Origin of the sequence: Pedobacter sp. KBW01 (genome assembly GCF_003852395.1) — a bacterium.
In the GTDB taxonomy this organism is placed as follows: domain Bacteria; phylum Bacteroidota; class Bacteroidia; order Sphingobacteriales; family Sphingobacteriaceae; genus Pedobacter.
The window spans coordinates 140,046-165,362 of sequence record NZ_QAJQ01000012.1; the positions used below are offsets into that span (position 1 = coordinate 140,046).

Annotated in this window: 23 protein-coding genes; 15 read left to right on the forward strand and 8 right to left on the reverse strand. The window is 38.1% G+C overall.

Annotated elements, in window-relative coordinates; translation table 11 throughout:
• The first annotated feature begins 88 nt into the window (after positions 1-88).
• Positions 89-1,285 carry a pyridoxal phosphate-dependent aminotransferase gene (locus DBR40_RS13910; protein WP_199748344.1) on the forward strand — a complete coding sequence of 399 codons (1,197 nt, stop codon included), beginning with the start codon at positions 89-91 and terminating at the stop codon, positions 1,283-1,285.
• A 288-nt stretch (positions 1,286-1,573) separates the two neighbouring features.
• Here the strand turns inward: DBR40_RS13910 and DBR40_RS13915 are convergent, their stop codons facing one another.
• Complete coding sequence (locus tag DBR40_RS13915; RefSeq protein WP_124560354.1) at positions 1,574-2,818, reverse strand: ABC transporter permease; 1,245 nt, start codon at positions 2,816-2,818, stop codon at positions 1,574-1,576.
• Between the two features lie 200 nt (positions 2,819-3,018).
• Here DBR40_RS13915 and queA point away from each other — a divergent pair, with 200 nt between their 5' ends.
• Together queA and DBR40_RS13925 are read left to right on the forward strand one after the other, a co-directional pair.
• Positions 3,019-4,068 carry a tRNA preQ1(34) S-adenosylmethionine ribosyltransferase-isomerase QueA gene (queA, locus tag DBR40_RS13920; protein WP_124560355.1) on the forward strand — a complete coding sequence of 350 codons (1,050 nt, stop codon included), beginning with the start codon at positions 3,019-3,021 and terminating at the stop codon, positions 4,066-4,068.
• A gap of 75 nt (positions 4,069-4,143) precedes the next feature.
• A complete protein-coding gene (locus DBR40_RS13925; protein WP_124560356.1) occupies positions 4,144-4,812 on the forward strand; it encodes a 2-C-methyl-D-erythritol 4-phosphate cytidylyltransferase in 669 nt (222 codons plus the stop codon).
• A gap of 92 nt (positions 4,813-4,904) precedes the next feature.
• Here DBR40_RS13925 and DBR40_RS13930 read toward each other — a convergent pair whose 3' ends face one another.
• From DBR40_RS13930 to DBR40_RS13955, 6 genes are all read right to left on the reverse strand, one after another.
• Positions 4,905-5,063, reverse strand: a complete 159-nt coding sequence (locus DBR40_RS13930) for a lmo0937 family membrane protein (protein ID WP_124560357.1) — start codon at positions 5,061-5,063, stop codon at positions 4,905-4,907.
• Positions 5,064-5,406: 343 nt separating this feature from the next.
• Positions 5,407-5,628, reverse strand: coding sequence for a DUF2795 domain-containing protein (locus DBR40_RS13935; RefSeq protein WP_010603503.1), 222 nt, complete (start codon positions 5,626-5,628; stop codon positions 5,407-5,409).
• Positions 5,629-5,714: 86 nt separating this feature from the next.
• Positions 5,715-6,263 carry a cob(I)yrinic acid a,c-diamide adenosyltransferase gene (locus tag DBR40_RS13940; protein ID WP_124560358.1) on the reverse strand — a complete coding sequence of 183 codons (549 nt, stop codon included), beginning with the start codon at positions 6,261-6,263 and terminating at the stop codon, positions 5,715-5,717.
• A 68-nt stretch (positions 6,264-6,331) separates the two neighbouring features.
• Positions 6,332-7,090 carry an ABC transporter ATP-binding protein gene (locus tag DBR40_RS13945; RefSeq protein ID WP_124560359.1) on the reverse strand — a complete coding sequence of 253 codons (759 nt, stop codon included), beginning with the start codon at positions 7,088-7,090 and terminating at the stop codon, positions 6,332-6,334.
• Positions 7,091-7,195: 105 nt separating this feature from the next.
• Positions 7,196-7,486 carry an Asp-tRNA(Asn)/Glu-tRNA(Gln) amidotransferase subunit GatC gene (gene gatC, locus DBR40_RS13950; protein ID WP_124560360.1) on the reverse strand — a complete coding sequence of 97 codons (291 nt, stop codon included), beginning with the start codon at positions 7,484-7,486 and terminating at the stop codon, positions 7,196-7,198.
• A gap of 1 nt (position 7,487) precedes the next feature.
• Positions 7,488-8,213 (reverse strand): lysophospholipid acyltransferase family protein, encoded by a 726-nt coding sequence (locus DBR40_RS13955; protein WP_124560361.1) that lies wholly within the window; start codon positions 8,211-8,213, stop codon positions 7,488-7,490.
• 170 nt (positions 8,214-8,383) lie between these two features.
• On the opposite strand from DBR40_RS13955, the gene trpS reads away from it, so the two are divergent.
• The 4 genes from trpS (at position 8,384) to kdsB (ending at position 11,072) form a co-directional block, all read left to right on the forward strand.
• Complete coding sequence (gene trpS, locus DBR40_RS13960; protein ID WP_124560362.1) at positions 8,384-9,382, forward strand: tryptophan--tRNA ligase; 999 nt, start codon at positions 8,384-8,386, stop codon at positions 9,380-9,382.
• A 77-nt stretch (positions 9,383-9,459) separates the two neighbouring features.
• Entirely contained in the window at positions 9,460-10,074 is a 615-nt protein-coding gene (locus DBR40_RS13965) for a deoxynucleoside kinase (RefSeq protein ID WP_025144984.1), read from the forward strand.
• Between the two features lie 40 nt (positions 10,075-10,114).
• The gene (locus DBR40_RS13970; protein ID WP_124560363.1) at positions 10,115-10,315 is read left to right on the forward strand and encodes a DUF5808 domain-containing protein; all 201 of its coding nucleotides are present in this window, start codon (positions 10,115-10,117) and stop codon (positions 10,313-10,315) included.
• 1 nt (position 10,316) lies between these two features.
• Positions 10,317-11,072: a 3-deoxy-manno-octulosonate cytidylyltransferase gene (gene kdsB, locus DBR40_RS13975; protein ID WP_124560364.1), complete on the forward strand. Its 756-nt coding sequence runs from the start codon at positions 10,317-10,319 to the stop codon at positions 11,070-11,072.
• Between the two features lie 69 nt (positions 11,073-11,141).
• Here kdsB and DBR40_RS13980 read toward each other — a convergent pair whose 3' ends face one another.
• The gene (locus tag DBR40_RS13980) at positions 11,142-12,095 is read right to left on the reverse strand and encodes a bifunctional helix-turn-helix transcriptional regulator/GNAT family N-acetyltransferase (RefSeq protein ID WP_124560365.1); all 954 of its coding nucleotides are present in this window, start codon (positions 12,093-12,095) and stop codon (positions 11,142-11,144) included.
• Between the two features lie 88 nt (positions 12,096-12,183).
• Between DBR40_RS13980 and DBR40_RS13985 the strand changes: the two genes are divergently transcribed.
• The 8 genes from DBR40_RS13985 (at position 12,184) to DBR40_RS14020 (ending at position 25,310) form a co-directional block, all read left to right on the forward strand.
• Complete coding sequence (locus DBR40_RS13985) at positions 12,184-12,744, forward strand: DUF3575 domain-containing protein (RefSeq protein WP_124560366.1); 561 nt, start codon at positions 12,184-12,186, stop codon at positions 12,742-12,744.
• 42 nt (positions 12,745-12,786) lie between these two features.
• Positions 12,787-13,329, forward strand: coding sequence for a hypothetical protein (locus DBR40_RS13990; protein WP_124560367.1), 543 nt, complete (start codon positions 12,787-12,789; stop codon positions 13,327-13,329).
• Between the two features lie 139 nt (positions 13,330-13,468).
• Complete coding sequence (locus tag DBR40_RS13995; protein WP_124560368.1) at positions 13,469-16,240, forward strand: outer membrane beta-barrel protein; 2,772 nt, start codon at positions 13,469-13,471, stop codon at positions 16,238-16,240.
• A gap of 6 nt (positions 16,241-16,246) precedes the next feature.
• Positions 16,247-17,008: a GLPGLI family protein gene (locus tag DBR40_RS14000; protein WP_124560369.1), complete on the forward strand. Its 762-nt coding sequence runs from the start codon at positions 16,247-16,249 to the stop codon at positions 17,006-17,008.
• A 161-nt stretch (positions 17,009-17,169) separates the two neighbouring features.
• The gene (locus DBR40_RS14005; protein WP_124560370.1) at positions 17,170-18,786 is read left to right on the forward strand and encodes a CTP synthase; all 1,617 of its coding nucleotides are present in this window, start codon (positions 17,170-17,172) and stop codon (positions 18,784-18,786) included.
• Between the two features lie 20 nt (positions 18,787-18,806).
• Complete coding sequence (gene yidC, locus DBR40_RS14010; protein WP_124560371.1) at positions 18,807-20,606, forward strand: membrane protein insertase YidC; 1,800 nt, start codon at positions 18,807-18,809, stop codon at positions 20,604-20,606.
• 353 nt (positions 20,607-20,959) lie between these two features.
• Positions 20,960-23,812, forward strand: a complete 2,853-nt coding sequence (locus tag DBR40_RS14015) for a prolyl oligopeptidase family serine peptidase (protein WP_124560372.1) — start codon at positions 20,960-20,962, stop codon at positions 23,810-23,812.
• Positions 23,813-24,029: 217 nt separating this feature from the next.
• Positions 24,030-25,310, forward strand: coding sequence for a nucleoside recognition domain-containing protein (locus DBR40_RS14020; protein WP_124560373.1), 1,281 nt, complete (start codon positions 24,030-24,032; stop codon positions 25,308-25,310).
• The last annotated feature ends 7 nt before the right edge of the window (positions 25,311-25,317 follow it).

Here is a 25,317-nt window from a genome sequence, read left to right on the forward strand (position 1 = left end):
CTTATCGAATAAATTAAATGAGAAAAATATCTGTTTTTTAGTGCAGAATAATATTTGGTTTATATATTTGCGCTCAAAGTAATTAACCATGAGCACCTTATCGAAAAGAATCAACAGCCTGTCAGAATCTGCAACCCTTAAAATGACCAAACTTGGCCGCGAACTAGCGTCAAAGGGCATTAATATAATCAGTTTAAGTGTTGGCGAACCCGATTTTAACACGCCAGACCATGTAAAAAATGCTGCAAAAAAAGCATTAGATGAAAATTATACACGCTACTCGCCGGTTCCGGGATATCCTGAGTTGCGCCAGGCGATCGTAAATAAACTTAAAACAGAAAATAATCTAGATTACGATATTTCTCAGATCGTGGTTTCAACAGGTGCCAAACAATCGTTATCGAACGTAATTTTAACCTTAATTGATCCTGATGATGAAGTAATTATCCCTACTCCTTATTGGGTTTCTTACTCAGAAATGGTTACGCTTGCCGAGGGTAAATCAGTTTTTATTGATACGGACATTGAAAGCAATTTCAAAATTACACCTGCACAGTTAGAAGCGGCAATTACCCCAAAAAGTAAACTGTTTATGTTCTCTTCGCCATGTAACCCAACTGGTTCGGTTTACAGCAAAGAAGAATTGGCAGCTTTAGTGGCGGTTTTCGAAAAACACCCTAATATTTACATCCTTTCTGATGAGATTTACGAGCACATCAATTTTGTAGATAAACACGAATCAATTGCTCAGTTCGATAGCATTAAAGACCGTGTAATTATTGTAAACGGTTTCTCTAAAGCATTTGCAATGACTGGCTGGAGATTAGGGTACATTGCTGCAAACAAAGAAATTGCTGCTGCAAACGATAAATTACAAGGACAAACCACATCGGGTACTTGCTCTATTGCACAACGCGCAGGTATTGTGGCTTACGAACAAGGCTTAGAAAGCGTTTTAGTAATGAAAGAAGCCTTTTTACGCAGAAGAGAACTGGTTTATAACTTGTTAAACGAAATTCCTGGTGTAAAAACAAACCTTCCTGATGGTGCTTTTTATTTCTTCCCTGAAATCAGCTCGTTCTTCGGCAAAAAAGACGCTGACGGGAATGTAATTAAAGATTCGGCTGACTTAGCTTTATATTTACTAAATGTAGGTCACGTAGCAACTGTAGGCGGCGATTCGTTTGGTAACAACAACTATATCCGCTTATCTTATGCAGCATCAGATGAGAGCCTGGTTGAAGCATTAAGAAGAATTAAAGAAGCTTTAGGCAAACTATCCTAATCAATTAACAGTTAGCAATTTCCAGTTAACTATATAACAACAAACCCCTCGTTAATTCAGTTTAACGAGGGGTTTATATTTTTATCCGGTACTTGGTATCACACCGACAACCAAACTGTATCTTTTATATTTTGAAAATGAAAGCCAGTATTTCATGGTAACATTGGTCCTTCTTTCCGTTACTAGTCCGCACCCGGTGAAAAACCGGCTTTGCGGGCTATCCACTTCAATAAGGTTTATTAACTGAGGCAGCTACATAGCACTCCACCCTGCAAACTGGCGACTAAACTAACTTCTAATCGCTTCTACCGGGTCTAATCTCGAAGCCGAATATGCTGGCCAGAATCCGGAAATTGTACCGATAATAATCGAGATCCCGATTCCTAAAGCAATATTATTCAAGCCCAATATGATATGGAAATCTGTTGCAGCCCCAATCCCAAGCGCAAACAGATACACGAGTAACAGCCCGAGCAACCCACCCAAAATACAAAGGGAAATAGATTCAAATATAAACTGTAGCAATATGAAATAATTTTTAGCGCCCAACGATTTTTGAATCCCGATAATATTGGTCCGTTCCTTAACCGAAACGAACATAATATTGGCAATACTGAAACCACCTACCAAAATAGAGAAGCCACCAATAACCCATCCGGCAATATTTACCATTTTAAACATCGAGTCTAGCTGGTTCGATAAAATGGTGGTTTTATTCAGCGCAAAATCTTCTTCCTGTCCAGGCCTTATGCGGTGAATAGAGCGCATTAAGCCTTTAAGCTCGCTTTCTACTTCTTCTAAACTTACATTATCGTTGCCACGTACAGTGATTTGCGGTCCGTAACGTTCGCTCTGAATATCCAGTACACCCTTGGCAAAATTAATGGGAATATTTACGTTTTTATCAAGTGAAGTGCCAAGCATATCTTCGCCCTCTTTTTTAAAAACACCTACAACGGTTAACCTTCTACCTAAAATCTGAACCTGTTTTCCTACAGCTCTATCGCCATCAAAAAGGCCGTCTGAAATATCAGAACCTAAAATACAAACCGGTGAACCATTTTTACTCTCATTTTCGGTAAAGTAACGACCATCCTGCAGTTCAAAATTCCACGTTTTATTAAAATCATGTGAGGCCGCCCAAACAGAAATTCCTTCAACAGAACTGCTCCGGTATTTAATGGTCCGGTCGTTAGTCGATATTTCGAAGGTTACGCCTTGTGCATTTTCAATTCTTTCGCGTAACGCTTCAAAATCACGCATAGAAGGCTGTGGGCGGTTCATGTATTTCCACCAGGGATAATTATCGCCAAAGCTCCAGGGCCATTTTTGCACATAAATAGTGTTCGAGCCCAGTTTATCAACGCTCGACTGGAGTTTACCTCTGAAGGTATCCACAGCAGAAAACACCGCTATAATGGTAAAAATACCAATGGTTATAGCCAAAAGCGATAACATGGTACGCAATTTATTCTGGCGCAACGCATCAAATGCAAAACGGAAACTCTCGCCTATTAGCCTAAAAATTATCATAATTAGAGGTTAGATGCAAAGCCTGTTAAAAGGTTACAGCATATCTTCAAAACTAATTAATTTTTATGGCTACAAGGCAATTACAAGCCGTATAATTTAACTTAAAATGAAGTAAAACATAATATAATCAAATGCGTTTGATAAAATACCGAAAAGAAAAATTAAATTCGTATTTTTGCACCTCAAAAAATTCATCAGGAATGAAATTATCACAATTCAAATTTAACTTACCTGAATCATTGGTAGCCAATAATCCGGCTGAAGAACGCGACGAAGCTCGCCTAATGGTTTTACACAAAGACAGCGGTAAAATTGAACATAAAATTTTCAAAGACGTTTTAGGTTATTTCGACGACAAAGACGTAATGATATTAAATAACACCAAAGTTTTTCCTGCCCGTTTATACGGTAACAAGGAGAAAACCGGTGCTACTATCGAAGTTTTCTTATTACGTGAATTAAATAAAGAACTGCGTTTATGGGATGTTTTGGTTGATCCGGCCCGTAAAATCCGTGTAGGCAATAAATTATACTTTGGTGATGACGATTTGTTAGTTGCTGAGGTGGTAGATAACACTACTTCACGTGGCCGTACCATTCGTTTTTTATTTGAAGGCAGCGACGAAGAGTTTAGAAAAAACGTTGAAATTTTAGGCGAAACACCACTTCCTAAATACATTAAACGTAAAGCTACCGCTGAAGATAAAGAGCGTTACCAAACTATTTTTGCTAAGCACGAAGGTGCTGTTGCAGCTCCTACCGCAGGTTTACACTTTAGCCGCGAGTTAATGAAACGCCTTGAACTTAAAGGTGTTGATTTTGCTGAAGTAACTTTACATGTTGGTTTAGGAACTTTCAGAACGGTTGAGGTTGAAGATCTGACCAAACACAAAATGGATTCTGAGCAGTTTATTATCGAGCAAAAAGATGCTAACATTGTAAATAAGGCTTTAGAAAACAAAAGAAAAATCTGTGCTGTAGGTACTACTTCTATGCGTGCTATCGAATCGGCTGTTTCTGCTAACAGAACTTTAAAGGCTGCTAACGATTGGACCAGTAAGTTTATCTTCCCTCCGTATGATTTCAGCATTGCAAACTCGATGATTACCAATTTCCACACACCAGAATCTACTTTATTGATGATGGTAAGTGCTTTTGGTGGCTACGAAAATGTAATGAATGCATATGAGGTTGCAGTTAAAGAAAAATACAAATTCTATAGCTACGGCGATGCCATGCTGATCATATAGATTTGAGTAATGAGATATGAGATTTGAGTTAAATCAGATCTCATATCTCAAATCTATCATCTCATATCTCCTCCCATGAAAAATTACGCTATAATTGTAGCAGGCGGTTCTGGCAATCGGATGCAGACAGAAACCCCAAAACAATTTTTATTGCTCAAAGACCTCCCGGTTTTAATGCATACCATAAAAGCTTTTGCCCAAAGCGAGTCCCAACCTAAAATTTTATTGGTTTTAAATAAAGATCAGCAAGGTTACTGGCGCAGGTTATGCGATGAATTTAATTTTCGCATTCCACATCAGGTTATTGATGGTGGCACAGAGCGTTTCCATTCGGTTAAAAACGCAGTATACACCATTCAAGAAGAAGAAAGTGTTGTAGCCATACACGATGCCGTACGTCCATTGGTTTCGAAAACACTGATTGACAATTGCTACCGGGCAGCCGCACAACAAGGCAATATTATTGCTGCAGTACAATCGAGTGATAGTGTACGTTTGTTCAGAAACGAAAAAACATCGGCACTAAAGCGCGATGAAATCTATCTGGTACAAACACCTCAAACATTTAACCTTAAAGTACTTAAAGAGGCATATAATCAAGAATTCGATAGTAATTTTACCGATGATGCCAGTGTGGTAGAATCCATTGGCCACAACATTAATATTATTGAAGGAGAACGAAGTAATATTAAAATCACCTACCCGATCGATCTCGAACTAGCGGAACTATTGTTAAAACCATAACAATAAAAAAGGAGCTTCATAAAAATGAAACTCCTCTTATCTTTCTATTTTTAGCTCAGGCTTAAAAACAGAGTATATCCAACTGATATATTTTACGTGGCCCTACCAATAATTTTAAGCAGGATTGCAATAACTGCGATAACCAATAAAACGTGGATTATACCACCAACATCGCCGAAGCCGTGAAATATAAATCCGATGACCCAAAGTATTACCAATACTACTGCGACTAAATACAATAAATTTCCCATAGTGTTAATTTTTTAGTAATGTAAATTATTGCAGTATTAACACCTGATTTTTCGCTTTTGTTTAAAAATTGTAAATATTTATTAGTATGGTAGATATTTACCCACAAATTTAATAGAATCAAGACAAATTAAATTAATGGCTTTTACCTGCACACATCGCGAAGTCAGTGGGAAACAAACCTTAATTATTCTCCCGCAGATTTAAGGTGATAAACGCAGATACAATAAACAGTTTAATCAGCGTATTCCATGAAATTAGAGGGAGAAGAAAGAAGCTGTTCTTAAGTATGAGAAGGGCATAAAAAAACCTCCCGTTTATACCGGAAGGTTCCTTATCTTATTCTTAGTATTCGTCCTCGTTAAAGAAGAAATCTTCTTTAGTTGGATAATCTGGCCAGATCTCCTCAATAGTTTCATAAGGCTCGCCATCATCTTCTAATGCCTGTAAGTTTTCAATAACTTCTACCGGGGCACCAGAGCGGATACCGTAATCAATTAATTCATCTTTAGTTGCAGGCCATGGTGCGTCTTCCAGGTGCGATGCTAATTCTAATGTCCAATACATATCATCAATTCAATTAAATTCGTATTCCTTTATTATGCGCAAAGTATATTAAAATTTTTGAGCAAAACAAACTTATTTTTCAACTATTAAACCCGCGGGATCCAAATATTTTCTTCCGCCTTGAAATCCATCGTCAGTTTTCGTGCCAAAACAAACAAATAATCACTTAAACGGTTCAGATAAATCGTTACGTGCTCATCTACAAAGCTATTTTCTGCAAGCTCCACTGTAAGCCGTTCTGCCCTTCTGCATACACATCTGGCCAGATGGCAGTAAGAAACGACAGTATTTCCTCCAGGTAATACAAAGTGTTTTAAAGCTGGCAAGGCTTCATTCATCTCATCCATCTCATTTTCGAGCAGTACAATATCTGTATCATGTAAATCAGGGATTTTCATTTTCGATTTCTCAGGGTCGGCCGCTAATGATGCACCTACTGTAAATAAACGATCCTGAATCTCTTTTAACAACTGTTTATAATGCGAATTAATATCCTGGCACATAATTAAACCGATGTAAGAATTGAGTTCATCAACGGTTCCGTAGGTTTCGATACGGTGATGAAATTTAGGCACACGGGTACCACCAATAAGTGATGTTTGCCCCTTGTCGCCGGTTTTAGTGTAGATTTTCATATGAAAAGGTTAAAGGCGGGAGATTTAAGGTTTTAAAGCCTTATCCCCTATGCCTTACAGCATCAACCTTAGTTAATTTTCTCCCAGTCGCTGCCACTCTCTTTTAAAGCCTGTAAGCGCGGCGAAACGTTCTTCACTTCGGTGTTTAAATAATCGTTTTCGATCAATCCGTCACGCATACGCACAATCCGATGGGCATGTTGGGCAATATCTTCTTCGTGCGTTACCAGAATAATGGTGTTGCCTTTGCTGTGAATCTCTTCTAACAAACCCATAATTTCGATTGAGGTTTTGGTATCTAAGTTACCGGTTGGCTCATCGGCAAGAATGATAGAGGGATCGTTAATGAGTGCTCTTGCAACAGCTACACGCTGGCGCTGACCACCCGAAAGTTCGTTAGGTTTATGATCCATACGGTTACCCAAACCAACATTTTCTAAAGCTTTGGCAGCCCTAGCCTGACGATCTTTTTTACTGCTTCCTGCATAAATTAAAGGTAAAGCCACATTATCAAGTGAAGTTGAACGCGGCAATAAGTTAAAGGTTTGAAACACGAAACCAATCTCCTTGTTGCGTACTTCGGCAAGCGCATCATCACTCATGTGGCTCACGTTTGTACCGTTTAGTACGTAAGTGCCGCTTGTAGGAGTATCTAAACAGCCTAAAATATTCATCAAGGTTGATTTACCCGAACCAGATGGTCCCATCAGTGCTACAAATTCGCCTTTATTGATATCTAAAGAAACTGATTTTAAAGCGTGAATCACTTCAGATCCAATAACATATTTACGGCCAATTTCCTTTATAGTAATGAGTGGTTTCTCCATGTTTTTTCTTTTTTAGACAAGGGCAATGGCAGGTATGTTACAAGAGTTTAAAAATTTCATTATAAACATTGCTTAAATTCATACCTATGGTTATATCAATAACGGCTATTTCTCGATTATTTTAGGTACCATAAAAAATTCGTCGCTATGTTTAGCTGCGTTTTTTAAACCCTCTTCAGTAGTAATTTCCTGTTCCACCACATCTTCGCGCCAAACATTAACCGATTCGTTCATATAAACCAAAGGTTTTACATTAGCGGTATCTAACTCGTTTAATTTTTCCATGAATGATAAAACTTTATTCATTTCCGGAATGAGTACATTCACTTGTTTTTCATCAATATGAATTCTGGCCAGGTCGGCTATTTTATGGATGGTTTTTGCGTCTAAATTCATATTATACTAATTTACTATCAATCAATTGGTAAACCTGCTCTTTTAATGCGTCCGAATCGTCGGCACTCATTGCAGCAGTATTTATGGGTTTGTGGACGTAAATATCGCAAATTCCCGGCTTACTTCCATACTTTGCTCCATCATCCCAGTTAATTTGCCAAATATTGGCTAAACTTACTGGTACCAGTGGGATATTTTTATCGATGGCTAAACGAAAAGGACCGTTTTTAAATTCACCAAGTTTTGGCGGATAATGATCATCGATCTTTCCTTCGGGAAAAATGATCAGACTCATTCCTTTTTCTAAATTCTCGCCTGCCTTTTTAAAAGCCCTGAAAGCAGAAATTTTACTATCGCGCTTTACAGCTATATCAATTGTTTTAAAAAAAATGCCCAGCACCGGATTATTCAAGAGCTCATCTTTTCCCATAAAATGATACCTGCCATGCCCCATGATGCAAAAAATCATGATATCGAGATTAGAGCTATGGTTGGCACAATAAATATAAGTTTGATTCCTATCTAATTTCTCTTCATAATGATAAGAGAAAAATACGCCTGCAAAGAAACTGCATAGAAAACTGTTGGCTTTTCTGAAAAAGTTTAATACGCCATAATACTTTTCGTTGCGGGAAGTTAAATAGTAAAAAGGATAAAAAAGCGCAAAAAAGAATATGATGCAGAACAGAAACCATACGCGGTGCAGCTGACGAAGAAATTTAATCATAGATGCACCAAAAATATAAAATAGGTTGACATATTTAAGTTTAGTTTACGGTATTTTTTCAATACCATAAGGAGTGGAAAACATAGACACTATATTGTTGAACCTAAATTGATATAAAATTGATCACATGTTATACAATGCTTGTATTTTATTTTTAATTTCGTGGCATTATGAAAGAAACAGTGGTGAGTGGCATCCGCTCAACAGGAAAATTACATTTAGGTAATTATTATGGTGCAGTAAAAAACTTTGTGCAAATGCAAAATGATTACAATTGCTACTTTTTTATTGCCGATTTACACTCTTTAACAACACATCCTACCCCGGCCGATTTGCATGGCAACATTAAACATGTGCTGGTTGAATATTTAGCCAGCGGTATAGATCCGGAAAACAGCACCATTTATATACAGAGCGATGTACCTGAAATTGCAGAGCTTTATTTATATCTGAATATGAATGCTTATATGGGCGAACTGGAGCGCAGTACTTCATTTAAAGATAAAGTGCGTGCCAACCCTGATAACGTAAATGCAGGCCTATTAACCTACCCGGTTTTAATGGCAGCCGATATTTTGATCCATAAAGCCACCAAAGTACCTGTTGGTAAAGACCAGGAGCAACATTTAGAAATGGCCCGTACATTTGGTAACCGTTTTAACCGCTTGTACAATACCGAATATTTCCCTGAGCCTTATGCGTTTAGCTATTCGGATAAACTGGTTAAAGTACCAGGTTTAGATGGCAAGGGTAAAATGGGCAAATCGGAAGGTGAAGCCAATGCGGTTTACCTATCTGACGATCCTGAAACCATCCGTAAAAAAGTAATGCGTGCGGTTAGCGATGGCGGCCCGACTGAAGAAAACCAGCCAAAGCCAGAACCTATTCAAAATCTGTTCGATTTAATGAAAGTGGTTTCGAGTGCAGACACGCACCAGCATTTCGATGAGTTATACAACAAAATGCAAATCCGCTACGGTGATTTTAAAAAACAACTGGCCGAAGATATGATTATTGCCACTGCCCCGATGCGTGAGCGTATACAGGACATTGCCAAAGACGATTCTTATTTACGTCAGGTAGCCAAACACGGAGCATTAAAAGCTCGCGAAAGCGCACAAAAAACCATTAGGGAAGTTCGTAGTTTAATTGGGTTTAAAAGTTTTTAATTAATATTGCGATAAGCGCTTAGCGTTTGGCGAAACAACGCCTCCCGCAAAACGCCGAACGCAAAACGCAAGAACATATGCATATAGCAATTGTAGGGAATATTGGTGCTGGTAAAACTACTTTAACTGGCCTTTTGGCAAAAAATTACGGATGGGAAGCTTTGTATGAAGCTGTAGACAATAATCCTTATCTGGAAGATTTTTATAGCGACATGAAGCGCTGGAGTTTTAACCTTCAGATTTATTTCCTGAACAGCCGTTTTCAGCAGATTACAGATATTGAAGTTAACAAACGCAACGTAATACAAGACCGGACTATTTACGAAGACGCCCATATTTTTGCAGAAAACCTGCACGATATGGCTCTAATGACTACTCGCGATCACGACAATTACCGTGCAATTTTTGATAACATTACCTCGTTTATTAAACCACCTGATTTATTGGTTTACCTGCGTGCGTCGGTGCCTACTTTGGTTAACAATATCCAACGCCGTGGTCGCGAATATGAAGCAGGAATCAGAATTGATTACTTGTCTAAACTGAACGAAAAATACGAAGCCTGGATAAAAGGTTATAACCTGGGTAAATTATTGATTTTAGATAAGGACAAATTGGATTTCACCAATAACCCTGAAGATTTAGGAACGGTAATTCAATCTATCGAGGCCGAAATTAACGGTTTATTTTAGCCTGAATAAATATTTTGCTTAAAAATAATTAACACATAAGATGGGCAAAGATTTTCAGCACGAAAACCCAGTGAACTGGAAGTGGGGAATCATTTATTTCAATAAATCAGATTCACGCATAATTGTTCCGAAGCGCCATAAAATACTGGGCTGGACACTCAACTTTGCCCATCCTGTTTCTTATGTAGTTTTGTTACTTATTTTCGGTGCAGTTATCTTATTAAGAACCTTAAATAAATAGTATGTCTAAAATTATCGGAATTATTCCTGCACGTTACGCCTCTACCCGCTTTCCGGGAAAACCTTTGGTTGATATTGCCGGAAAAACGATGATACAATGGGTGTATGAACAGGCTTCAAAAGCTGAAAGTTTATCGAAAGTGGTTATTGCTACCGATGATGAACGGATTGCCGATGAAGTAAAAAGATTTGGTGGTGAATTTGTATTCACAGCAGCGCACCATCAAAGCGGAACCGATAGATGCGCAGAAGTAAGTGAGCAATTACCCGGGTTTGATATTGTAATCAACATTCAGGGCGATGAACCTTTTATAGAACCTGCACAAATTGATTTACTGGCCAGCTGCTTTACCGAAGAAAAAGTAGAGTTGGCAACCTTAATTAAACCAATACAAAGTCAGGAAAGTATTTACAACCCAAACAGCCCCAAAGTGGTAATTGATGTAAATGGCAGGGCGATGTACTTTAGCCGTAGCCCTATTCCTTTTATCAGAAATGGCGAGCCGGGTGTTTGGGCAGAAAAGCATCAGTTTTACAAACACATTGGCATTTATGGCTATAGAACAGAAGCACTAAAAGCCATTACTAAACTGGCTCCATCTTCATTAGAAATTGCCGAAAGTTTAGAGCAGCTGCGCTGGATTGAAAACGGCTTTTACATTCAGACAAAAGTTACTGATCTAGAAACTGTTGCCATTGATACACCCGAGGATTTATTGAAGTTGAATAAGTTGCTGAAGGCACTGAAGCTGGAGTAATATTTGGTTTAAACGGTTAACTGTTTAAATCGGTTAATCGGCTCCAAACTTACTACTCCAGACTCCAAACTATTTTATAACTAATTCCATCTGAATATTGCACCTCGTATAAGGAGTTGGTTTTCCGGCCACTTTTTTAAAACCAAGTTTATGATACAGGTTAATGGCTGGTTTTAATATGGTATTGCTTTCTAAATAGATTTTAGCTGCACCAAATGACCGGGCTTTTTCTACAATAGCCGAGGCCAGTAAAAACCCAATATTCTTACCTTGCGCTTTTGGCGAAACAGCCATTTTAGCCAGTTCGAAATCATATTCGCCATCGTTCATTTTAATTAAAGCGCAAACACCCAGCGGTTCACCATCAAATAAAGCAACCAAAATATAACCTCCCTGATCTAAAATATAACTCTGCGGATTATCCAGTGCCTTATAATCAGATTCTTCCATTTCAAAATAAGTAGAAATCCACTCCACATTTAAAGTCCTGAATACTTCTTGATATTGCGGTGTATAGGCTACAATTTCAACTTTCGAACTGTCGCGTTCCTTTTTCTTTTCCATCACCCGTCTTAATAATGTTTTCGATTCCAACAAAAACTCCCACTCGCCTATTGCTTCCCATAGTTTATTTTGTGTTTGTGCAGAAAGCTCTTCAATTGCCGCATCCACATCAATCAGCTGGTCTTTAATTTTATAAGCAACCTGCATACCGATTTCAGACAAGCTGATTACATTTCTTCTACCATCCTCTTTATCCTTGCTCTCTTTTACGTACCCCTTTTTTAGCATTTCGCCTATAATTTTACTCACCGAGGGATGCGAGTGGCCAATTGCTTTAGCCAGTTCGGTTATGGTTTTCTCCTCTCCCTGCGATAAGGAATAAAAAACCGGGAACCACTTGGGTTGCATATCTATATTATAAAGCTGATAAATATTAGCAGCATCTTCTGTTACCTTATCTGTTAGCATGCGCAACCTGCTGCCTATTGCCACTTTTCCTGTTTGTTCGAAAAAATCCATAAATAATTAATTACGTAATCAGTTACGCAAATATAACTAAATATTGCTATATTCAAAAAATTAATGCGCTACCTCAACTCATTACACTATGAAAAAAGTTATCCTCATGATGATATTTGGCACTTTCACACTCGTTGTCAAGTCTCAGGAACGGATCGGATTATTAATTAAAACCAATGCACTTAATGTTTTAGCTAAACGTCCGGCAATATCGGTTGAGAAAACTTTCGATGATAAATATGGTTTAGAGCTTTCTTATACAAGCGGAGAATTAAACTGGGGCAGAAATTATAAGTTTAATGGTTTCGTGCTGCGTGCAAAAATCTATGCTGACAAGATCGAAGCTAATACCTTAATTCCCTTTTATGGTTTATACGTTGGAAATTTAGAAAAGCGGATTTTTTCTAGTGCATCAGTAGATAATACTGGTTTTGTTTCTATAGGTAGAAATAGAAATTTCGAAGCCAATTCTTTCCGGAGCGGTATAAATATTGGTTTTTTATTCATTCCCCAAAAACGTTTTATCCTCGAAGGAACTACTGCCCTCGGTTATGGTAAATATTTTAATGTAAAAAATTACATCTCCAAGCCTGCTCCAAAAGGATATCTCGATTTTCAATTGTGGCTATCTGCCGGATATTATTTTTAATAGCCAGGACCTTAATAAACCTAAAATTTGTAATTTCGGAACATGAGAAAACTATCAATCTTCATTATCAGCTGTTTAATTGTATTTTCTGCCTGCCAATCGAAACAGGAGAAGAAAGCCGGATCTGTTGAATTCAAAAACGTTAACCAAAGTATGGCCAAATCTTTCTCAGATTTAAAAACACTCGATACTTTTAAAATTGAGCTTACGGGCAGAAAACCCGAGGATATGGTATTGACTTTTACCATTAAAAGAGCCGATGGAAAAGAGATTTATAACACCAAAATAAAAGGGACAGAGTTATTGGGTAGTACCGACCCGAATATTGATTTAACAAAAGAGAAAGATCAGATTGTTTTCATCAAAACCATTGCCGATGATTTTTTTAGCGATGAAAACTTTCTTGAACCAGCAGTAATGCCCGAAGATAAAGCCGATAATTATGTTCCGGACAAACCGCTGTACGAAGAATTGAAAAAAACAGGTTTAAATGGTTTCAAATATCGTTTAGGTAAAGAAAACAACATTTATATAGCCTGGAGTGAGAAAGAACGGAAAGTTAAGATTTATTATAATTGTTGCTAACCAGATGCAAAAAAATTAGCATAAAATAAGCCTCTTTCCTATTCAAAAAAATATTGCAAGTATTTTAGCTAAACTAATCGAATAGTTGTATTTTCACGCCTTATAGCCAAACAACTATTTACCAACGTTTTCTCTGTACATGCTCAAAAATCTCCTCGCCGTTTTTATTTTTTCGGTATTGTTTCTTCCTGTGTTCGCCCAAAAGGCCACTATTAAAGGTATTGTGGTTGATACCGTCGAGAAAAAAAATCTTTCAAACAGCTCAATACTGCTTATTAGCAGCAAAGATTCTATCCTGGTTAAAGATGTCAGGGCTAAAGCCAATGGCGAATTTGAACTGACCAACTTAAAAAAAGGCAATTACACCTTGGTTATCACCTACCCTAAAATGGCAGATTATATCCGCGATATCCAGCTATCCGATACGGCGAAATTTAACCTGGGTAAAATTGCAATGGACAGCAAAGCCACGCTCTTAAACGAGGTAGTAATTAAAGCGCAAAAACAAGCCATTAGTATGAAAGGCGACACCATTACCTACCAGGCCGATAGTTTCGCAGTTAAACCCCATGCCAATGTACAGGAACTGTTGAGGCGCCTGCCCGGAATTGAGGTAGATAGAAACGGAGCCATAAAAGCTGGCGGTAAAGATGTAAATACCCTTTTGGTTGATGGGGAAGAATTTTTTGGCGATGATCCGCTACTTGCCGCTAAATACCTAAAAGCCAACGCCGTTAGCGAAGTACAGGTTTACGATAAAAAAACAAAAGACGAAGAACTTACCGGCATTAAAGAAGGCGATGCGAAAGAAAAAGTGATGAATATTAAGCTGAAAGAAAATGCAAAAAATGGTTACCTCAGTACCCTCGATGCCAATAGCGACCTCAGTCATTTTAAAAACCTGGGCGGTATGGCCGGCATTTATAAAGGCAAGTTAAAAACGGCAGTATTTGGTTCGACAACAAACCTGAACCAGGATTCGAAGGCGAGTCAGGCCATGAGCAAAATAAAAGGTAACGATTATGATGTGATTGAAGTTGGTGATGATGGCAGTTCAGTGATGATTAGTTACGGCGGTAGTGACGACGATGATTATTTTTCGCCCACAAATGGCCTACCTGACGTAACAAGCTATGGTGCTCATTTTTCTGATAAATGGAATGAAAACAAACTGAGTCTTAAATTAAACTATAAAGGTAATAACCGCAATGTTTTAGACCGGAACACCTCTAAAAACCAATCGCTATTGCCCAATGGAACAAATTTCTTTAGCGAGAGCGCCTCAAATAGCGATAATAAAAGCAGTGGCCAAAGCTTAAGAGGAAATGTAGAGGTTAAATTAGACTCATCTGCTACCCTCAAAATATCGTTTTCAGGTAGCAAGTCGAGAAATAGCAGCGAAGATATTAATACAAACGAAACCAGAAATGATGCAGGTGATTTAGTAAACAACAACAAGCAGCAAAACACAAGCGAAGGCAATAACAACCAGTTTAACGGCAATATTAACTACGCTAAAAAATTTGCAAAGAAAGGTCGTACCCTTTCTGTTGATGTACAGCCGGAAACCAAAAGAAACAGCGACACAGGCGAAAACCTGAGCACCACAAACTATTATGAAGCCGGAGTAGTAAGACCCGACAACCGAAATTATCTGAACGATAATTCAGGCAAACAGCATTCTTTTGCTACCCGGATATCGTACACCGAACCATTAAGTAAAAGATTATCGCTACAAACTGCCTATAGTTTTAAAACGATAGCTTCTAACAGTCATAAAATGGTTTTAGATAAAGACCTGAACAATACCCGTATCGATTCTTTGAGTAATAATTTCAATTTCAATAACTTTTCTAATATTGGTAAGGCCCTGTTGCAATACCGCGCTAAAAAGTTTTCAATTTCTGGCGGCATGGAAGCAACAGAAACCACATTTAAGTTAAACGACCTCGACAGAAAAAATCAATTCAACCGTAACTATATTAACTGGGCACCTCATACTAGTTTCGATTACAGGCTGGGTAAAAACGCCAATTTCTCAGTAAGTTATTATGGCAACACAGATCAACCTGATCTGGAGCAACTTCAGCCTATCAGGCAGGTAAACAACCCGCTTTACCAGGTGCTGGGTAATCCTAATTTAAAACCATCGTTTAACAATGGGGTAAGCTTTAACATTAACAGTTTTCAGCAAAAATCGCAGATGTACATGTATGCGTATGTAAGTTACAATTTTACCAAAAATGCAATTGTAAGTACCAGCACAGTCGATGAGTTTAACAAAACAGTTACCAGCTATACCAACTTAAATGGTGTAAATAGCTTGTATGGCAGTGCCAGTTTGCATAAGGGCTTTAGCAAATTGCATTTAAACACCAATTTAAATGTGAGTTATAGTCGTAACAGCTCACTTTCCATCCTTAACAACAAGCTTAACAAAAATGTGAGTAACAACATCAGCATCCGTCCGCGTATTGGTTATCATAGCCAGATTGTACAGCTTGAATACGGTCCTTCAATTACTTTTTCAAACAGCAGTTCATCTATCGGCGCCATAAACAATGGTAAAAGCTATAGCCATAATCACGATATACAGGGTACCATAAACTTACCCTACAGTACTGAATTTAGTACTAGCATCAACCTGTCATATCAACCAGCAAACAGTTCGTTTAGTACTCCGGTAAATGTTGCGATCTGGAATGCCTACTTATCAAAAAAAATGATGAAGGCGGAAGAGCTGGAATTTAAAATATCTGTATCGGATATTTTAGCCGAAAAAATAGGTTATAGCCGTAATGTTGGCGGTAACAACATCAGCGAAAATACCTACAGCTTTATTCCACGATATGTATTAATTGGTGTAACCTACAACTTAACTGGTAATTTCATTAAAGAAGATAAAAAATAATCAGGCATGAAAAACGCATTCTTAACGCTTATAATGATTTTAACTGTTGTGCTGGTTAAAGCTCAGACGGTTTTTATACAAAGCGCAAAAATAACTTTTGAAAAGAAAATAAACCAGAAACAACAACTTGCAGACAACGACTGGATATCGGATGATGCAAAGGATAAAATGAGCAAATACCGCACGTCGAACTGGGAATATCATTTTAACGACAGCACCTCTATTTACCGTTCGAAACCTAAAGAAACGTTAAACGATAGTCAATTCTTTTTCTTTTCGGGTGAAAATACCAGCGAGATCTTTACTGATTTCAGTAAGAAAAGCCGGGTACTGAGAAAACCTATAAATGGCGAAGATTTCATACTTAAAGATACCATCCCCCATTTAAAATGGAAAATTATGCACGATGTGCGCAAAATTGCAGGTTATGAATGTCGTAAAGCTATTGCCATTATAAATGATACCGTTTCGGTGGTTGCTTTTTACACAGACGAAATACTGCTACACGGCGGTCCCGAAGGTTTTACCGGTTTACCGGGCATGATTTTAGGCCTTGCCATACCAAGATACAATACTACCTGGTTTGCCACCAAAATAGAGGCAAAAAATGTACAGATATTAGCCATTGCTGCGCCAACCAAAGGGAAAAAGACCGACAACGAAAAAGATTTTAAAAAACTGATCGATCTTTACACCCGTTACGACGATAAAAAGAAGCCCAGAAAAACAGAAGACATCAAAAAAGAGATCTATAATCTGCTATTGTAATTTTATTCATCCGATAAATCAGTCAATATCAACCATATAAAACCCTCAAAAAATATTCTGGTTACAACTTAAAACCGGCGATAATTTTTCGTACCTTTGTATCCCGTACAAAAGCAATTAACCAGTGATTAAAAACTGATTGATTTCACAAATTATCAAACATGACTAAGTATATTTTTGTTACGGGCGGTGTTACTTCCTCTTTAGGTAAGGGCATCATTTCCGCATCTTTAGCTAAACTTTTACAGGCACGTGGCTACCGTGTAACCATTCAGAAATTCGATCCATACATCAATATCGATCCGGGAACTTTAAACCCTTACGAGCATGGTGAATGTTTTGTAACCGAAGATGGTGCTGAAACTGATTTGGACCTTGGTCATTATGAGCGTTTCCTTAATGTTCCAACCTCGCAGGCTAATAATATTACTACCGGCCGTATTTACCAGAATGTAATTAACAAAGAACGTAAAGGCGAATATTTAGGTAAAACTGTGCAGGTGGTACCCCACATTACCGATGAGATTAAACGCAATATGCGCATCCTGGGCGAAAGCGGTGAGTACGACATTGTAATTACCGAGTTAGGTGGTACCGTTGGCGATATCGAATCTTTACCATTTATTGAAGCTGTACGTCAGTTTAAATGGGAAGAAGGCAATACGAACGCTATTGTAATTCACTTAACGCTGGTGCCTTACTTAGCTGCTGCTGGTGAGTTAAAAACCAAGCCTACGCAACACTCTGTTAAAGCATTATTGGAGTACGGTATTCAACCTGATATCCTGGTTTGCAGAACAGAGCACCACTTAAGTTCAGATCTGAGAAAAAAAATCGCCTTATTCTGTAACGTTAACATCAATGCGGTAGTCGAATCGATGGATGCATCTACTATTTATGATGTGCCATTGTTGATGTTAAAAGAACAATTGGATAAAACTGTTTTATCAAAATTAAAACTGCCTACCAAAAACGATCCGGATATGGAAAGCTGGAAAGATTTCTTAGGCCGTTTAAAAAACCCAACTGCCGAGGTAAGAATTGGTTTGGTGGGTAAATATGTAGAATTACCTGATGCCTATAAATCAATTATCGAATCTTTTGTACACGCCGGTTCGAAAAATGAATGCAAGGTAAAAGTAGAGTATATTCACTCTGAAGGTATTTTTGCTGATAATGTAAAAGAAAAACTAGGTCACTTACAAGGCGTTTTAGTAGCGCCTGGTTTTGGTAGCCGTGGTATTGAAGGTAAAATTGATACCATTAAATATGTTCGTGAGAACAATGTTCCTTTCTTTGGTATTTGTTTAGGTATGCAATGTGCAGTAATTGAGTTTGGACGTAACGTTTTGGGCTTAAAAGATGCGCATACTACTGAAATTGAAGAAAACACTGCAAATCCGGTAATCAATATGATGGAAGAGCAGAAAAAAATAACCAATAAAGGTGGAACTATGCGTTTAGGCTCATACCCTTGCGACATTAAAAAAGGTACAAAGGCTTATGGCATTTACGGCAAAGCACACATTAACGAGCGTCACCGTCACCGTTACGAATTTAACAATGAATATTTAAAGCAATACGAAGAGGCAGGAATGATTGCTTCGGGTATTAACCCACAAACCAATTTGGTTGAAATTGTGGAGCTTAAAAACCATCCATTTTTCGTTGGCGGACAGTTTCACCCCGAATTAAAATCAACAGTTGCTAATCCTCACCCACTTTTTGTTAAATTTGTCGCCGCTGCGATGGAGTTTGCGAAAAAGAAAACGAATTAAAAGCAGTACAGACACAAATAATGGATAGAAATACCTTTACAGGATTGTTCCTGATTATGATCATTTTGGCAGGATCATTCTACTTTTTGAAGCCGAATGAGGCTGAAATGAAAAAAGCCAAAGAAACAGAACGTTTAGATTCTTTGAAAAAAGCTGGCGTTTCGCCTATACAAAAAGATACAACAAAAACTGCAGTTATTAACCCAGCTGTAGATTCTTTAGCTTTAAAAGGCCCTTTTGGTACTGCGATAACCGGAACTGAATCGAGCACTGTTTTAGAAAATGAGAATTTGTTGATCACCCTAAGCAATAAAGGTGGTAAAATTTCATCAGTTGAAATTAAAGGACAAAAAACATTTGCAGGTGAACCTTTGGTTTTATTTTCTGGCAACCAGAATAAATTTGGTTTAAGCTTAAATGCAGCTGGTAAGGTAATTAACACCAACGATTTATACTTTACACCAACTAAAACGGGTAATACGGTTACCATGCGTGCAAACTATGGCGCCAATGCTTATGTAGAGTATGTTTACGACTTAAAAGCATCAAGTAACAAAGTTGCGTTCAATATTAATCTGGTTGGTTTACAGCAGGTAATTGCGGGTAACAATATTGGTTTAAATTGGCAAACAACCCTATTGCAACAAGAAAAATCAATTGAGAGCGAGCACCGTTATTCTGCACCTTACTACAAATATTTAGATGGCGATGTAAACCATTTAAGTGTTTCAAAAGATGAAAAAGAAGAACTTGCTAAAGGAAAAATCCAGTGGTTCTCTTTCAAACAACACTTTTTCTCGGCTTCTTTAATTGCTAAACAAGCTTTCGAAAAAGGAAGTTTAGAAGTTAAAATCCCAACAGCACCTGGTCAGGTTAAGTTTTACGATGCCAACATGCAATTGCCTTATGCGCATACTGCAAATCAGGCTTACGAAATGGAGTTCTACTTTGGTACCAACAAATTCTCTGCTTTAAAAGCACAGGGATACGATTTAGAACAACAAGTTGATATGGGCTACTGGCCATTGAAATATATTAACCGTTTCATTGTATTACCTGTATTTAATTTCTTAAACAGCTTTGGCTGGAACTACGGTTTAATCATCCTGGTGCTAACCATTTTGTTAAAAGTAGCTTTATCGCCACTTACCTACAAGTCATACCTATCAATGGCTAAAATGCGTGTATTGAAACCAGAAATGGATGAGATTAAAGCTAAAGTAGGTGAAGATAACCCAACATTGGTTCAGCAGGAATATTTAAAGCTTTACAAAAAGGCTGGTGTAAATCCATTAGGTGGTTGTTTACCAATGGTACTACAGTTACCACTGGTTATGGCTTTCTTCTTCTTCTTCCCTAACTTGTTCGAGTTACGTGGCGAGAGTTTCTTGTGGATGAAAGATTTATCAACTTATGATGAGTTTATCCGTTTCGGTGTTAAGCTACCTTTCATTGGCGATCACTTAAGTTTAATGTGTGTATTGATGACCATCTCTACATTGATTATGACTTATTTCAACAACCAGGTTTCGGGTGCTACCGGTCAGATGAAATATATCGGTTACATTATGCCAATCATTTTCTTAGGGGTATTAAATAGCTATCCTGCTGGATTAAACTATTACTACTTCTTAGCCAACTTAATGACTTTCGGTCAGCAGTTCCTAATCCGTAAAATGGTTGATGATGATAAAATCCACGCTTTAATTCAACAGAACAAAGCGAGACCAGCTGATGAGAAAAAGAAAAAATCTAAATTCCAGCAGCGTTTAGACGATTACATGCGTCAACAACAACAGCAACAACAAACTAAAAAATAGTTTCTCGTCTCTATACGAAAACCCTCAATTGCTTTAAATAATTGAGGGTTTTTAGTTTAAAGGAGCATGGAGCAATGTGCGTAGAGCATAGCATTAAAATAGAAAATCGTCATCTCGACTAAAGCTCAGCGGAATGCCTGCCCGGACAGGCGGGGAGAGATCCGTTTAATAGATTTCTGACTTGGTTGCACTCCGCTCGAAATGATGGTATGTTGAGAGGGTTATATGTTTTTCAGACAATCACAATAAAACCCTTACAATTGTAATATTTGGCATACAAGTTTCCTATTAAGCTAAAATTTTCCAATTTTAGAAGATTAAATCTCAACCAACAAATTAATTAACTTATTAAAATGCATAAGAGACTAACACTTATTCTGTCTTTCGTTGTCAGCTTAACCTACGCGCAAAAGAAGCCATTAAACCATAGCGTTTATGATACCTGGGAATCGGTAGGTTCAAAGCAGTTATCTAACAATGGTAATTGGGCTATGTATAGTATTTTGCAACAAGAAGGCGATACACAACTTTACCTCAATAACCTTAAAACCAATTCTAAATTAAATATTGCCCGCGGTCTTAATGCTCAGTTTAGCAACGATTCGAAATTTGCGGTGTTCAATATCCGTCCTTTCAATAAAGATCTGCGCCAGGCTAAAATCAAAAAAACGAAAGCAGATGAGCTGCCAAAAGATTCATTGGGTATAGCCAACTTAACAACCAATGCCATTACAAAGGTCGCAAGGGTAAAATCGTTCAAATTCCCTGAAGAGGGCGCAGGTATTTTAGCTTATTTAAGCGAAAAACCAGATACTGCAAAAAAAACAGTTAAACCTGTTGAGAAAAAAGATGGTGAAACCGATTTTGCAGATGATGAACCTGCCGGAAAAGGTAAAACTGATGAAGGAACTGATTTAGTGGTAAAAAACCTTATTACCGGAACAGATAAAACCTATAAATTCGTTACTGATTATTATTTCAGCAAAGATGGTAAGCAATTGGTGTTTACCTGTAGCGGATCTAAAAAGGACAAGACTGCCCCTCAAGGTGTATTTTTACTAAATACTGAAAAAGGCATGCTTAAAACGCTTATAAAAGGCAAAGGAAGCTTCAAAAACTTCACTTTTGATGAGGAAAATGAACACGTAGCCTTTGTTGGAGAACAAAGTCCGGAAAAGAAAGAAATTAAAGATTATAATGTTTACTATAACTCTTTAACATTAGATACGGCCCAAATACTGGTTGACTTTGATATGCCAGGCCTACCTGCAAAATGGACAGTTAATGGCGATGGTAAAATTACTTTTAGCAAAGATGGCAAGAAATTGTTTTTCGGCATCTCTCCTATTAAAAAAGCAAAAGATACCACCATTGTAGATTTTGAAGTTGCCAAAGTAGATGTTTGGAATTATAAAGATGATTATCTGCAGCCTATGCAACTAAAAAATGTAGATAGAGACAGTAAGAAAAGCTATTTATCAGTAATTGATGTCTACAGCAGCGATCCTAAGGTAATTCCTTTAACCGATTTAACCCTGCCAGACGCCAGTATAATGGCTGATGGCGATGCTGATCTGGTTTTAGCATCAACTGATTACGGCCGCAGAATTGAATCGCAATGGAGCGGTTCAACCAGCAAAGATTATTATCTGGTAAATGCCAAAAATGGTCAGCGCAAAAAGATTATAGAAGGTTTAAATGGTTACGCCATAGCCTCTCCTGGTGGAAATTACGTGTTATACTTTGATAGAAAAGCAGGCAGCTGGAACACCTATGCTGTAGCTACCGGAAAGGTAACTACATTAACCACAGGCTTAAATGTAAAGTTTGTAGATGAAGAGAATGATGTGCCTGATCTTCCTTCGGCATATGGTTTAGCCACCTGGACTGAGGGCGATAAAGCTATTTTAATTTACGACAAATACGATATCTGGTCATTCTCTCCGGATGGTAAATCGGCTGCAAAAAATATCACCGCAGGTTTTGGAAGAGCAAACAATCTGACTTTCCGTTACCAAAAAGTACAGCAAGATAGATCAGAAAGAAACGCCGATAAATTTGTTAAAGCAAATGAACTGGTTTGGCTAGATGCTTTTAACAATACTACCAAAGAAAACGGTTTCTATCGCACCAATGTAGGTTCAGCTAAAGCCCCCGAACTGGTGATAATGGCTAAAGCAAAATATTCGACCCTGACTAAAGCCAAAGATGCCGATTTATATATTTATGATAAAGCCAGCTATGTAGAATCGCCAAATGTTTACCTAACCGCAGATTTTAAAACGGAAACTAAATTAAGCAACACCAATCCACAACAACAAAACTATAACTGGGGAATAGCTGAGCTTGTAAAATGGACTACGCCTAAAGGTTACAAAGCAGAAGGTATTTTGTACAAACCCGAAAATTTCGATCCGAACAAAAAATACCCAATGATTGCTTATTTCTACGAGAAACTTACAGATGGTTTGTATGGTTACCAGGCGCCTGCACCTACTCCATCGCGTTTAAACATTTCATATTTTGTAAGTAACGGTTACCTGGTTTTTGCTCCCGATATTAATTATGAAACTGGTCATCCGGGTAAATCAGCTGTTGAATACATCAATTCAGGTGTAGAAAGCTTAAAAAAAAACAGCTGGGTTGATGGCAGCAAAATTGGTATCCAAGGTCAAAGCTGGGGCGGTTATCAGGTTGCTTATTTAATTACGCAAAACAATATGTATGCAGCTGCCTGGGCTGGTGCACCAGTAGCCAATATGACTTCAGCTTACGGTGGTATTCGTTGGGAAACCGGTATGAACCGTCAGTTCCAATACGAAAAAACACAGAGCCGCATTGGTGCTACCCTTTGGGAAAAACCTGAGTTATACATCGAAAACTCACCTTTATTTATGTTCCCTAAAGTAAATACACCTGTAGTAATTATGGCAAACGACGCTGACGGAGCTGTGCCCTGGTATCAGGGGATTGAAATGTTTACGGGTCTGCGTCGTTTAGGTAAGCCAGTTTGGATGTTAAACTACAACGGTGAAGCGCACAACCTGGTTCAACGTCAAAACCGTAAGGATATTCAAATCCGCGAGCAACAATTTTTCGATTATTATTTAAAAGGAACGAAAGCACCAATTTGGATGACTACCGGAATTCCGGCAACTGAGAAAGGAAAAACATGGGGCTTTGAGTTAACCGACGATAAGCCATAACTAATCAGGGGTCTTAAGTCCTTAGTCTAAAGCCCATATTCAATAGTAACGCACTATTGGCTATGGGCTTTTTAGGTTAATAGTGTATAGTTAATGGCTTATCGTCAAAACAACTATCAGTTATCGGCCATTAACCATCACGAACCAACTTTACCCCTAACTTGGCACTATGGGTTAAAAAAGCTATTTTCACGCAACAAAAAACTAAACACATTCAATGGCATTAAGCAGAATCTGGTCGGCATTTATTATTGTAGCTATCGTTGTAGCGGGTATTAAATGTATTTTCTTTGGGCAAAGCGATATTTTTAACTGGATGGTGATTGGTAAATCATCCGATCCGTTAAACCCTTTAAAGCTTGATGGTATAATTGAAACCTGTTCAATCGCCGTAAAATTATGTATTGAACTGGTTGGTACCCTGGCCTTATTTATGGGTTTTATGAGTATTGCCGAAAAAGCTGGCGGTATCCGTTTATTATCTAAAATTATTAGTCCGTTTTTCTCAAAACTTTTCCCTGAAGTACCAAAAGGACATCCATCTATGGGGCACATGATTATGAATTTCTCTGCCAATTTATTGGGTTTAGATAATGCTGCCACCCCATTTGGTATAAAGGCTATGGAAAGCCTTCAGGAGTTAAACCCCAAAAAAGACGTAGCCAGCAACCCACAAATTATGTTTTTGTGTTTGCATGCTGCAGGATTATGTTTAATTCCGGTGAGTGTAATCGCCATCCGTTCTACCCAAAATGCCTCCGATCCTACCGATATATTTATTCCCTGCATGATTGTTACCTTTGTTGGTACAATGGCAGCTATGCTGATTGTTTCCTTCAAACAGAAAATCAATCTACTACAGCCGGTAATATTAACCTGGGTTTTAGGTATTTCTATAGTAATTGCGGCTATAGTATGGTATGTAAGCAGCTTAAACGCCGCAGGAGTAACCTCTTTTTCGGGCCTGCTTAGCGGTGGATTGATCTTATTAATTTTCCTGCTTATTGTACTGGGTGCACTCTATAAAAAGATAGATATATTCGATTCTTTTGTGGCCGGTGCAAAAGGCGGCTTCGAAACGGCTATAAAAATTATCCCGTACCTTGTTGGTATTCTGGTTGCCGTTTGTATGCTTAGAACCAGCGGAACTTTCGACGTAGTGATGAACGGCATTAAACACATATTTCTATTTTTTGGCGCCGATACCCGCTTTGTTGATGCCCTGCCAACTGCCTTAATCAGACCTTTGAGCGGTGGCGCTGCACGCGGTATGATGGTGAGTACCATGATCACCAATGGCCCGGATTCGTTTGCAAGCCGATTATCAGGCGTATTTCAAGGTGCCTCTGACACTACTTTTTACGTAGTAGCTGTTTATTTTGGTTCAGTGAGCATCAGAAATACACGTTACGCCATTGGTTCAATGCTCCTGGCCGATTTAATAGGTGTAATTACAGCCATTACCATGGCCTACCTGTTCTGGCCAACGTTAAAATAAAAGCATA